The 12,013-nt window shown below is 59.5% G+C and carries 14 protein-coding genes; 7 read left to right on the top strand and 7 right to left on the bottom strand.

All coding sequences use genetic code 11. The features are described from left to right. Both nhaD and B2W52_RS20715 read left to right on the top strand, forming a co-directional pair. The coding region (gene nhaD, locus B2W52_RS20720; RefSeq protein ID WP_286804008.1) for a sodium:proton antiporter NhaD at positions 1–623 on the top strand (623 nt) is incomplete at its 5' end. 9 nt (positions 624–632) lie between these two features. Further along, positions 633–1,616 carry a calcium/sodium antiporter gene (locus B2W52_RS20715; RefSeq protein WP_273068875.1) on the top strand — a complete coding sequence of 328 codons (984 nt, stop codon included), beginning with the start codon at positions 633–635 and terminating at the stop codon, positions 1,614–1,616. A 25-nt stretch (positions 1,617–1,641) separates the two neighbouring features. On the opposite strand, the gene B2W52_RS20710 is transcribed toward B2W52_RS20715, so the two are convergent. Continuing rightward, entirely contained in the window at positions 1,642–2,406 is a 765-nt protein-coding gene (locus tag B2W52_RS20710) for a lysophospholipid acyltransferase family protein (RefSeq protein ID WP_053113082.1), read from the bottom strand. A gap of 214 nt (positions 2,407–2,620) precedes the next feature. Between B2W52_RS20710 and sorT the strand changes: the two genes are divergently transcribed. Together sorT and sorU are read left to right on the top strand one after the other, a co-directional pair. Further along, a complete protein-coding gene (sorT, locus tag B2W52_RS20705; RefSeq protein WP_273068873.1) occupies positions 2,621–3,847 on the top strand; it encodes a SorT family sulfite dehydrogenase catalytic subunit in 1,227 nt (408 codons plus the stop codon). Positions 3,848–3,905: 58 nt separating this feature from the next. Next, positions 3,906–4,226, top strand: a complete 321-nt coding sequence (sorU, locus tag B2W52_RS20700) for a SorU family sulfite dehydrogenase c-type cytochrome subunit (protein ID WP_053113084.1) — start codon at positions 3,906–3,908, stop codon at positions 4,224–4,226. Between the two features lie 32 nt (positions 4,227–4,258). On the opposite strand, the gene msrB is transcribed toward sorU, so the two are convergent. The 3 genes from msrB to chrA all read right to left on the bottom strand — a co-directional run bounded on the left by msrB (position 4,259) and on the right by chrA (position 6,643). After that, positions 4,259–4,684, bottom strand: a complete 426-nt coding sequence (msrB, locus tag B2W52_RS20695; RefSeq protein ID WP_008171070.1) for a peptide-methionine (R)-S-oxide reductase MsrB — start codon at positions 4,682–4,684, stop codon at positions 4,259–4,261. Positions 4,685–4,695: 11 nt separating this feature from the next. Beyond that, on the bottom strand, positions 4,696–5,349 hold the full coding sequence (msrA, locus tag B2W52_RS20690; protein WP_008171069.1) for a peptide-methionine (S)-S-oxide reductase MsrA: 654 nt from the start codon (positions 5,347–5,349) through the stop codon (positions 4,696–4,698). Positions 5,350–5,461: 112 nt separating this feature from the next. After that, entirely contained in the window at positions 5,462–6,643 is a 1,182-nt protein-coding gene (gene chrA / locus B2W52_RS20685) for a chromate efflux transporter (protein WP_273068870.1), read from the bottom strand. Positions 6,644–6,808: 165 nt separating this feature from the next. On the opposite strand from chrA, the gene B2W52_RS20680 reads away from it, so the two are divergent. After that, positions 6,809–7,783 (top strand): metallophosphoesterase, encoded by a 975-nt coding sequence (locus B2W52_RS20680; protein WP_008171065.1) that lies wholly within the window; start codon positions 6,809–6,811, stop codon positions 7,781–7,783. Here B2W52_RS20680 and B2W52_RS20675 read toward each other — a convergent pair. From B2W52_RS20675 to B2W52_RS20665, 3 genes are all read right to left on the bottom strand, one after another. After that, positions 7,780–8,262 (bottom strand): CDP-archaeol synthase, encoded by a 483-nt coding sequence (locus B2W52_RS20675; RefSeq protein ID WP_008171063.1) that lies wholly within the window; start codon positions 8,260–8,262, stop codon positions 7,780–7,782. The genes B2W52_RS20680 and B2W52_RS20675 overlap by 4 nt on opposite strands. Before the next feature lie 27 nt (positions 8,263–8,289). Next, positions 8,290–9,666, bottom strand: coding sequence for a class II fumarate hydratase (locus B2W52_RS20670; RefSeq protein ID WP_008171062.1), 1,377 nt, complete (start codon positions 9,664–9,666; stop codon positions 8,290–8,292). A gap of 67 nt (positions 9,667–9,733) precedes the next feature. Next, a complete protein-coding gene (locus tag B2W52_RS20665; RefSeq protein ID WP_008171059.1) occupies positions 9,734–10,018 on the bottom strand; it encodes a hypothetical protein in 285 nt (94 codons plus the stop codon). Between the two features lie 192 nt (positions 10,019–10,210). On the opposite strand from B2W52_RS20665, the gene B2W52_RS20660 reads away from it, so the two are divergent. Both B2W52_RS20660 and B2W52_RS20655 read left to right on the top strand, forming a co-directional pair. After that, positions 10,211–11,689, top strand: a complete 1,479-nt coding sequence (locus B2W52_RS20660; RefSeq protein WP_273018567.1) for a response regulator — start codon at positions 10,211–10,213, stop codon at positions 11,687–11,689. Then, positions 11,689–12,013, top strand: a 325-nt coding sequence (locus B2W52_RS20655; protein ID WP_476738549.1) for a response regulator, incomplete at its 3' end; no start/stop codon positions are given. The genes B2W52_RS20660 and B2W52_RS20655, both read left to right, overlap by 1 nt.

Raw genomic sequence — 12,013 nt, 5'->3', positions numbered from 1 at the left:
CGGTGACACTTCGTTCCAATACCACCCCGGTTCGGCGGGTGGATGCGGTCATCAGCGGCCTGTTTTTGTTAACAATCCTGAGCACCATTGCCGGCAATGCCCTGTTCGGAATTCCGCCGGTTCTGACCTTTCTGTTCGGCCTGTCCATCATGTTTCTGGTATCGCGCTTCATGAGCGACGACTCTGACCTGGACCCGATTCTGGAATACATCCGAATCATCGAATTCGAGACCCTGCTGTTCTTCCTGGGCATTCTGCTGCTGGTGGGCATGCTCAAGGAGATTCACGCACTGGACTCGCTGGTGGCCATTTACGATATCCTGCCGCCGCTCTACGCCAATTACCTGATGGGAATCTTCTCGGCCGTGATCGATAACGTGCCGCTGACAGCAGCACTGCTGAAGGCCGGTATCGATATGAGTCCCGGTGAATGGATGGGCCTGACCTACGCCGTGGGCGTGGGTGGATCGCTTCTGGTGATCGGTTCAGCCGCCGGCATCGTGGCAATGAGCAAGATCCCGGGGCTGACCTTTGTGGCCTATTTGCGGTATCTTGCACACCTCCTGGCAGCCTATACCCTGGGCTACGCCGGCGTTTTCATGCTCGGACGTTTCATCAACTGAGGTCTATCTATGCTAATGGCATTTGGCGCTATCATCGCCGGCCTGGTACTGCTGGTCTGGAGTGCCGACAAGTTTGTGGAGGGCGCCGCGGCGACCGCCAAACACCTGGGGATGCCGACCCTGCTGATCGGCATGGTGATCATCGGTTTCGGCACCTCGGCACCGGAGCTGGCCGTCTCTGCCATGGCCGCGTCCGATGGCAACCCCGGCCTGGCCCTGGGTAATGGCTATGGCTCCAACATTACCAATATTGCGCTCATTGTCGGCCTGACAGCCGTCATCGCGCCTATCGCAGTGCACTCCCAGGTGATCCGTAAAGAGCTGCCGCTGCTGATCGTACTCACCCTCATTGCCGGTGCCCAACTGCTCGATGGGCAACTCTCGCGCATGGATGGCTGGGTGTTACTGGCGGTCTTCGCGGTGGTTATGGGCTGGTCCATCTATCAGGGCATGAGAGGCAAGGCGGACCCCCTGGCCGGCGATGCCGATGCCGAGATCATCGCCCATCCCATGCCCCTTAAAACCGCTGTCATCTGGCTGGTAATTGGCCTGGTACTGCTGATCGTCAGCTCCCGGATGCTGGTCTGGGGTGCCGTGACGATTGCCCAGAGCCTTGGAGTCAGCGATCTGGTGATCGGTCTCACCATCGTTGCCATCGGCACTTCCCTGCCCGAACTCGCCTCGGCTCTGGCCGCGGTCAAAAAGAACGAACACGACCTGATCCTGGGCAATATTCTGGGGTCGGGCATTTTCAACACCCTCGCCGTGGTGGGTCTCGCGGCTGTTATCGAACCCCTCGCGGTGGACCCGGAAGTGCTCTACCGTGACTGGACGCTGATGCTGGCGCTCACGGTGGGTCTGTTCCTGATGGGTTACGGGCTTACCGGATGGCGAAAACTGGTGAGCCGTGTGGATGGTGGCATCCTGGTGCTGGTGTACGTGGCCTATACCGGCTATCTGCTCTCCACGGTGGTGGCTGCCGGTACGGCCTGATCTGCGTGCCGATGTGAGGCCGGTGCTAACCGGCTTCACCGTCTCCCAACAGCTCCGTCAGCCTTGCGCGCACCTCGGTCATGACTTCGTCCAGGTCGGCTTTGGTCTTACCGGCCGTATCCAGCGGTTCTCCTACCCTCACATCCACCGGCTGCCCGAGGTTGATCTGCCAGGTGCGGGCCGGTAAAACACGGTGGATACCCCGCACGGCCACCGGCACGATCACCGCCTCAGTATCCAGCGCCAGGTGAAAACAGCCTTTCTTGAAAGGCAGAAGTTTTCCGTCCGGCGAGCGGGTTCCCTCGGGCGCGGCCCAGAGCACGATTCCACTTTCCATCATCGCCCGCGCCTTCTCCAGATCCCTGACTGCACGTTGCCGATTGGAGCGGTCTACTGAGGGGAATTCCGCTGCACGCATGGCCCGCCCCAGCAGCGGGATACTGAACAGCTCCTTTTTTGCCAGCATACGGATCGATCCCGGCAACGATACGAAGGTGACCGGAATATCATAGTGGCTGGCATGAGTGCACATGATGATGTACCGGCGCCCGTCGCCGAAATCAGGCACTTGCCCGCGTACGGTGAGGCTGGCACGAACCAATCGTAACAGCGAGGCCGACCACTCGCGGCAGTATTTGTCGACGATGGGCCGGTTCAACCTCCCGAACAGCGCCCTCAGCAAAACCAACAGGGAAAAGAGTGCTGTCAATCCGACACTGCCCAGAACCACACCCGCCCGCCGAAGAAGCGTTGCTGACTCCGTTAGCGGATTCATCTTCAATCGAATCATCTCAGCGACCCTTCTCTGTTTCCCGGGTTCGTTCGCGGCCTCGTTGCTGCGCGTTCGATAGGGGGCGAATTATAGCGACTGAAAAACCCGTTGAATAACACACAAAAGTATTGATTAATTTTTAACCATTACCTATAAGATATAAGGATATAACCGCGAAGAATTGAAAAAGCAGTCCCACCGTCCGACGACAACCCTAAGAAGGAGACGGATAATGAAGCAGGAATCAGCGCTGATGCGCGGCCCGAATGACCCGGGCCTTCAGAACCCCTCCCGCCGCACCCTGCTACTTGGCAGTGCCGGCGCCATGGCCGCGGTAAGCGTGCTGGGATTTACGCCCCTTGCCAAAGCCGATGAACCAAAATCACTCCCGGATTACGCCGCCTGGAAAGAACGCAACGCCCTGATTGTTCACAGCGCAAACACGATGGAAACCCAACGGGGGGCAATCGGCAATGGCGTTATCACCTCAAGTGACCGCTTGTTCGTTCGTAATAACCTGCCCGCGCCACCAGCCTCGGTAACCGATAACCCGGATGCCTGGGAGGTGCGAATCGAGGGCGTGAAAAATCCCCGAAACCTGACGGTCGGCGACCTGAAACAGATGGGGGTTACCACCGTTGCCTCCGTATTACAGTGTTCCGGTAACGGTCGCGCCTTCTTCCCCCATGGCGCGAGTGGTACCCAATGGTCTGTTGGCGCTGCGGGCTGCATCATGTGGACCGGTGTACCGCTGAAAGATGTTGTGGAGGCTCTTGGCGGCCCTGTTGACGGTACCCGGTACATCACCAGCACCGGCGGCGAGACACTTCCCGACGGCCTGGACCCGAAAACGATTATCGTGGAACGTTCCGTTCCCACCCGTGCCATGGAAACCGCATTGCTGGCCTGGGAAATGAATGACGAGCCTCTGACCCACACTCACGGTGGCCCGCTAAGAATGGTTGTGCCGGGTTACTACGGCGTGAACAACGTGAAGTACGTCAAGAACGTTGCCTTCACCGAAAACCAGACGGACGCCAAGATCCAGGCTTCAGGCTACCGGGTTCGTGATGTCGGCGTGAAAGGCGCCCCGGATCAGCCTTCCATGTGGGAAATGAACGTCAAATCCTGGGTAACATCGCCTCTGGAAAGCGGTCAGAACGGTCGCAATATGATCTATGGCGTCGCTTTCGGTGGCACTGTTCCGCTCGAAAAAGTCGACGTTTCAGTGGATGGTGGTAAAACCTGGAAACAGGCTCGTTTCCTGGGACCGGACCTTGGCCCCTATGCCTGGAGGCCGTTTGTCCTGGCAGCGGATCTAGCGGCCGGAGAGCACCGGATTGTCAGCCGGGCGACCGACGTGCAGGGCAACACCCAACCTGAGGGTCGGACCGAGAATGAACGTGGCTACGGTCACAATGGCTGGAGCGACCACGGAGTCACGGTTGCCATCAGTTGATCATTGGCGGAGCCGACCCGGGATTACGGCGGCTCCGACCTATCCGGAAAGCAATGATATGAGAAAAACTGCAGTACTGGGCGCCATAGCTCTGATCGGACTGTCGCCCCTGACGATGGCCAGCGACTTTGACAAGGGGAAACAGGTATTCACTCAGGAGGCTCAACCTTCCTGCACCATATGCCACACCCTGGCGGACGCCGGTTCGGCTGGTGCCATCGGCCCGGATCTCGATGAACTCAAACCCACAATGGAACAGGTGGTCAATGCCGTAACTAGCGGGGTGGGTGTCATGCCGGCGTTCAACGAGTCGCTGTCTGAGGAACAGATAAATGCGGTAGCACACTACGTGGCGACTGTGACAGGCGGCAATAAATAGAATCGGGGGCCCTGCGGCCCCCTTTTTTCGTCTCAGGCGTTTTCCTGAAACACCATGGCAACCGAATTCAGGCAGTAGCGCTGCCCGGTTGGCGGCGGGCCGTCAGGAAAGACATGGCCGAGATGGCTGTCGCAACGGGGGCAGCGGATTTCGGTGCGGGTCATGCCAAGACTCGTGTCCTCAATGTAGCGGATATGCTCCGGATCAAAGGGCTGGAAGAAACTCGGCCAGCCGGTTCCCGAGTCAAACTTCGAGTCCGAGCTGAACAAAGGCAGATCGCAAAGCCGGCAGTGGTAAACACCGGCTTTTTTGTTATCCAGCAAGGTTCCGCAGAACGGATGCTCGGTGCCATGGTCGAGCAGCACGCGCCGCTCCTCCGATGTCAGATCCGCAGCTTTCTCCTCAACCTGTGCTTCGTTAAGTGGTGTCAGGTCATAACCTGCAGCGGAAACTCCCATAGTCTGCCTCCTCAGGCGGTGCTGCCTGCGTCGTTGTCTGTAAATTCCGGCTTCAGGCGATCAGGATAACTGTCTACAAGCTTTTCCATTTTCGGGGCGGCCACGGCCATGATGTATGGCTGGTAGGGATTCCGGGCAGCAAAGTTCTGGTGGTACTCTTCTGCCGGGTAAAATGCCTCCAGCGGCTCCAGCGTGGTCACTATCGGGTCCGGGTACACTTCGGCCTGATTGAGCTGATGGATGTAGGCCTCGGCTACCCGCCGCTGTTCGGCAGTCTCGTAGAACACAGCCGAGCGGTACTGGGTGCCCCGGTCGTTGCCCTGGCGGTTCAGCTGGGTGGGATCGTGAGCAACCGAGAAGAACACCTTTAGCAGTTCGCCAAAACTGACCCTGGCAGGGTCATAGTGAACATCGACCACTTCTGCGTGGCCGGTAGTACCTGAGCATACGGCCTCATAATTGGCAGAGCTGGCGTGACCGCCAGCGTAACCGGACTCAACACTGGTTACGCCATCGATGGCCAGGAAAACGGCTTCCACACACCAGAAACAGCCGCCAGCCAGCACGACACGCTGTTCGCCCTCGGCCGCAGGCAGGTCCTGTTCAGGATCGGGAAAACGGCTACGTGGTACGTTGAGACCCGGGATACTGCAGGATGTCGTCATGGTAACCTCTGCGTTCGAATTATCTGCCTTTAACCGCTCGATTGTGGCTGGAAACCTGCTGATTTGCCAACCCGTGTGCCGGCTCGGGAAGAAAGGATTATATGTACGTTGATCAGGACAGCAGGATCACTCCAGCCAGCGCACTCAGCGGCGCCAGTAGCCAGACCGGAACCCGCCAGACAGCGAGACAGACCCAAATAGCGAGCACGAGTGCCAGATCCTGCGCACCATGGACGGCGGAGACCCAGACCGGATCATAAAGAGCCGCCAGCAACAACCCCACCACGCCTGCATTCACCCCGGCCAGTGCTGACCGGGCGCGACGATGCTCCCGAAGCCAACTCCATAGGGGAAGACCGGCGAATACAAGCAGGGTTCCCGGGAGGAACACAGCCAGTACCGCAATCACACCACCGAGAACACCGGCCTGTGAACCACCCAGAAATCCTGAAAAGGAAAACAGCGGCCCCGGTATAGCCTGGGCAACGCCATACCCCGCCAGGAAAGTGTCCGCCGGCATGGCACCGGAGGCCACGAAGCCCTCCTGCAGCCAGGGCAGCACTACATGTCCGCCGCCAAACACCAGGGCACCGGCCCGGTACATTTCAGCGCCTATCCAGCCAAGACTGCCGGTGGCCTGAGGCAGAAAGGAAACCAACAACAGAATCAAAAAGGCCCCCGCAAAAAGCGCAGGTTTCCGGGATTGCAGTGGCACATGCAGCGGCTCAGATGCCTCTCCGCTCCCCAACCCCAGAAAGGAACCCACAGCCCCGGCAATGACCAACGCCAGTATCTGCATCCAGGTTTCGCCCATCATCAGAAGGCTCACCGCTACCAGCAACGCCATGGCGATTCGGGGACGGTCCGGGCACAGGGTTGTTCCCATCTGCCAGACCGCCTTGGCCACCACCGCCACCACAAACAACTTGAGACCCTGTACCCAGCCGCCACTGCTGGCCTCTGGCCAGGCGTTCAACCCCAACGCAAGACCAATCATGATCGCCGCCGATGGCAGGGTGAACCCCAGCCACGCTGCGAGTCCGCCGCGGTAATGGCCGCGCAGGAACCCGATGGTTAGACCGACCTGGCTGGAAGCCGGTCCCGGCAGCAACTGGCAGAGGGCCACAACTTCTGCGTAGGCACTGTCTGAGAGCCACCGCCGACGTTTGACAAATTCATCGTGAAAGAATCCGAGATGCGCTGCCGGACCACCAAACGACGTCAGCCCCAGCCGAAGGAACAGCAGGAAAATCTGGCTGAACGACAGCCTGTCATCACTCGATGGTTCCGTCATAAATCTCCTGAGTCTGTTGCTCCGCCGGTTTCACCGCCAGTGTGTCATCAAACATGAACATTGTGTCGTTTTGGTTGCATACCTTCGAGGGCCATCCATAATGACAGACAGGGTTTGCCACTTAGCACATCGGCCATGCCCGGCTCGGCATATAAGGGAAGAAAAATGACGGCAAGGGCTCGTACACCGGAGAACCAGGATGAACTCCTGGAATACCGCCTGAGCCTGAGGCTCGGCCCTGTTCACGCCCGCCAGAGGCTCGGCATTGAACGGGAAGCTGAAGCGAAGGTATTCGGGCAGGATCACAGCTCATTCCATCTGGAAAACTGGGCCACCGCGCCCGGCTTTATCCGTACCTGTTTGCGCATGGTTGGCCTTTGGGGCCGGGGCCAGAGCAACAGCCGGCGTCTGAACACCGTGCACAATCATTTCCAGCTTCCCGGCCTGCCGGAAGCCTTCGAGGGCTTTCGCATTCTGCATCTGACCGACCTGCACGTAGACATGGACGAAGCCAACCTGCAGGCAGTCCTGCGCCAGATCGAACCGTTAGACTACGATCTGTGCGTGTTGACCGGCGACTACCGGAAACTCACGTGGGGCCCGATTGAGGGCGCCCTGGACGGCATGGCGCGGCTGAGGGACGGTATAAAAAGCAAGCCCTATGCGGTTCTGGGTAACCACGACAGCGTTCGCATGGTACCGGCATTGGAAGACATGGGTTACCAACTGCTGATGAACGAAATGGCGCCCATTGAACGGGGAGGCCAGACCCTGTACCTCGCGGGTGTGGACGACGCCCACTTCTTCAAGGTCCACAACCTGCACCAGGCGGGGGACAATATCCCTGCGGGAGGCACCAGCATCCTCCTCAGCCATACGCCGGAGATCTGGCGCGAGGCTGCCCACGCCGGCTACGACGTCTTTCTCTGCGGACACACACACGGCGGCCAGATCTGCCTGCCCGGAGGTATACCGGTGACTCTCGACTCTGACTGCCCGCGCACACTCGGTCGAGGTTACTGGCGGATGAATGGCATGCAGGGCTACACCTCACCGGGTTCCGGAACGTCCGTGGTAAACGTTCGCCTGAACTGCCCGCCGGAAGTAACCCTTCACACCCTGACTCGCGGCCCGGTTTAGTGGGGCTGCCGGCGTATACCGAGACGGTAGAGCAGCGGTGAGCCATAGATGTTGGACAGGGTAAAAACCACCACGACAACCAACACTACCCACAGGCTCACCGGCAGCCACCACATCGCCAGCAGCATGGGCAGGAGGGCTTCCGGGATCTGATCCAGCCCGACAGCCCGGGCACTTGATGCCAAACCCATTCGACGCTTCATGAAGCTGCTCAGAAGATCTCCTCCCAGCCCCAGCAGGCCGAACAGAAGCCCGAACACGAATCCCAGCCCGGTAAACAGCGCAAAAAGCCCGCAAGCCAGTGCACCGGATACAACACCCCGCCAGGTTTTGCTTTCACCAAATACGGGGCGACCATCGGACAGCAGTCGACCGCCGTCCACCGGGGCCGACCAGCGGTTTTTCAGCAGCCCGGCCGCAACCACCGGCGTGCCGTTGGCCAGCACCAGCATCACAAACAGCTCCAGGATGATCAGCAAGCGTTTGCGCCCCTCTGAAACGACCGATCAGGCGATACCGCGCCGGGTCAGCTTGAGCGGATCCATCAACTCCTCGAGCCGCTCCCGGCTCAGGCCGCTGCGTTCCTCCGCCACATCGATGACTGGCCGGCCCGTTTTATACGCTTCCTTGGCGATGTCTGCCGCCAGGCTGTAGCCGATCTCGGGATTAAGCGCTGTCACCAGTACGGGATTCTTGCCCACACCTGCGTTCAGGTTGTCGGCATTGACCGTGAAATCCTTGATCGCCTTGTCCGCCAGCATGATGGCCGCATTGGCGAGCAAATCGGTCATGTCCAGCAGGTTGCCGCCCACCAGAGGGAGCATGACGTTGAGCTGGAAATTACCGGACTGACCGGCAATGGCCACGGCGCTGTCCAGCCCCATCACCTGGGCGCCAACCATGGCCACGGACTCCGGGATGACCGGATTGACCTTGCCCGGCATGATACTGCTGCCCGGTTGCAATGCCGGAAGACTGATTTCAGCCAGGCCGTGAATAGGGCCGCTGTTCATCCAGCGTAGATCGTTGGCGATCTTGGTCAGCACGATGGCTGCACCGCGCAATTGTGCGGAGAGGGCCACCGGGGCATCCACCGCGCTCTGGCCGGTGAATTTGTGATCGAGCGACGTAAAGGGATAGCCGGTGTTGGCCCGCAGGAACTTGACGAACTGGCCCGGAAATTCCGGGAGCGCATTGATTCCGGTACCCACCGCGGTGCCGCCCTGGGGAACGGCCAACAGCTCATCAGCTGCGGCTTCTACCCGCTTTTCCACGGCCAGAAGCTGTTCGCGCCAGGTTTTCAACTCCTGGCCAAGGGTCACCGGCATGGCATCCATCAGGTGGGTGCGGCCGGTTTTTACCTGGCTGGAAAATGCCGCTTCCTGCTCGTAGATCACACCGCAAAGATGCGACAGCGCCGGCAGTAGTTTCTCCTTGGCTGCAATCACGGCACTCACGTGGATCGCCGTTGGAATCACGTCGTTGGAGCTCTGGCTCATGTTCACGTGATCGTTCGGGTGCACCTCGAAGCCTGCGTTGCGGGCGATACTGGCGATCACCTCGTTGACATTCATATTGGTGCTGGTGCCCGAGCCGGTCTGGTAGCGGTCTACCGGAAACTGATCTGCGTATTCGCCCTTGACCAGATCTTCGCAAGCCTGGGAGATCGCATCCCGCAGATCGTTGTCGAGCAGGCCCAGGCTGGTATTGGCCTCGGCGGCTGCGCGCTTGATCTGGGCAACGGCGGCAATAAACGGCTGAGGCATTGGCTGGCCACTGACCGGGAAGTTTTCCACCGCCCGCTGGGTTTGAGCGCCCCAGAGCGCATCAGCAGGTACCTGGACGTCCCCGAGGCTGTCGGTTTCCGTTCTGAATTCGCTCATATTCCCTCCTGTCCGTGCATTTGCACTGTGGGCTTCTTGGCGTGTACGCCAGGGGCCCGGCCATGGCTCAGCCGCCGCCCTGGGATCTGAGCCGGACATGGTCGCAGATGCCCGTAACCTGTTCAAAATTGAGGATCAGGGTATGAACGGTGTTGGTGTAGGTGTCGTGCAGGTGAAACTTGTAACGGTGCTGCTTTTCACCCTGCAGAAACGCATCGTACTCGCGGACCAGCTCACGCACATCCCCACCGGAATCCTTGCTCCAGGTCGCATTGAACGGACCCAGCACGGCACCGCCAGCCAGGCAGATGGTGACTTCGTGATTCGTCAGACCATTCTCAGGAACTGTCATGGTTATCTCCCTTTCGATGAGCCTCTGGTAAGTGTAGTCGCTCCTGACGCCAGGACAGTCCATAGTGCCAAGGCTGTCACAGAACCAGGTTTTCATTGCCGGCAAAGGCACTGCTGTAGGAAGTTCCTACACCGCTAAGCCACTGTTGTTGCTAATCTCTTCCCTACCCCATTAACAGGATACAGAGTAATCATGGCGACCAGCGGAGCGGCGGAGATCCTTCTCCGGTATGACGACGACCAGGACCGACAGCACTTCGAAACCTTGTTTGCCAGCGATTTCGTTATTCACGCGTTCGCCACTGACCAGGGGGCACTCGACTACCTGCCCTCGGCTGCCACCATACCCACCGCCATCGTTCTGCTTCCGAACCGCGCTGATGACTATCTTGAGTCGTCGCTACTGGCACGGGCCAGGGACCACCACCCCCGGATTCTGAAGATCCTCATAGGAGATGCCATTGCGCTGAACCTCCTCGTGAAACTGCTCGACCATCAGCTGGTCGATCGCTGCTTCGAACAGCCGGTCAATCCCGATGTTATCCGGTCGCACGTGCTCACAGCCGCGCTTACCCGCGAAGGACAAACCTTCTCTCCGGATACCAGCGAGGCCCACGAGGGCCCCAAACCGGCGATTCTGATCGTGGATGACGAACCGACTGCCACCCGTTATCTGTCGAGGCAGTTGGAGCGCATGCAGGACGAATTCCGCGTGCTGAGCGCCATCAGTGCAGAAGAGGCTCAGCTCGTGTTGCAGAAAGACAGCGATGTCGCGGTGGTGATGACAGACCAGAGAATGCCCGGGATGCATGGCAAAGAGCTGCTGGACGAACTACGCCAGTCGCACCCGACAATTGTCCGAATTCTCACGTCAGCCTGGGGCGAGGTTGATGTGGCCATGGATGCAGTTAACGAGGGCCGGATCTTCCGCTATCAGAAGAAGCCATGGAACGCAGCCGAATTGCTGTCGCTCTTCCGCAAGGCTCTTGTCCAACATCGCACCCTGGTCTCTGCAAGAGACCGTTCACGCTCAATTGCAGAACAACAGTTCGCGGAGCTTCGCCAGCAACGACGAGCCAGACTGCTTGAACATCTAAACGAGCGAGTGGACGGTTTTACCGGCGAACCGATCACCGCCGACTTTCTGGATGCCCTGGCAACCGTTCGCACACTTCCTGCCCAGCCACCCCATCTGCGCGCAAGCCGGGAAACCGCGCTTGAGCATGATCTTGTAAGAGACTTTGCCGGAATGGCGGGCAGGCAGCTCAGCACCCTTCAGCCAGGCCACGTGCACGGCATCCAGAACCGGCAAGCCTTTGACCAGGCTCTCGCGGACGCCTTGGAGAACCCGGCAGGCACGAGCGAAACACAAACACCGTTGATGGCCCTTTGCCAGGCACTGGCAACCCTGATGAAGGCCTCCGGGCTGGAGCGCTCTGCTCTGGAATTGACCCGGACCGAAAGCGGCCTCATGGTCGCCAGCGCCAGCCCACTTCACATGTACAGCCATCTGCTGGCGCCAATCACCCGCCTCTCCCGCCCCCTGCTGGAGCAGCAGAGCGCTCTTCTGATGCTCTTCGTAAGCACCCGACTGCTTGCTGGCGATATCGACGTGACCGGAGGCGACCAGTGTCTTCGATTGAGTCTCCATCTGCCGGCCAGGGCAGACTGATGGCGTCAGGTCAGCGCAGGCTCAGGTTGTACGTCACCATGGGGCAGCGACTGCTCCGTGACAGCCTGCTATTCCAGATCCTCTTGCACGATGAGGTCGAGCTGGTTGGCGAATCGGAGACCGGAGTGGCAACGCTCAATCGGCTAAAGAGGGCCACCCCTTCGGTACTGCTGATTGAGGAAAACCTGCAGGACAACGACGGGCTCACCATCGCCGAGCATGCATTGGCGGTGAATCCGTCATTGTCCGTGCTGCTGATATCGGACACGCCGGTCAGCAGCGGGCGGATGGCGATCTATCTGGAAGCAGGCATCAAGGCCGTGG

It is taken from the genome of Marinobacter sp. UBA2498, from assembly GCF_002341575.1.
In the GTDB taxonomy this organism is placed as follows: Bacteria; Pseudomonadota; Gammaproteobacteria; order Pseudomonadales; family Oleiphilaceae; genus Marinobacter; species Marinobacter manganoxydans.
The sequence above is the reverse complement of the archived record's forward strand: the minus strand, read 5'-3'. Positions and strand labels throughout refer to the sequence as shown.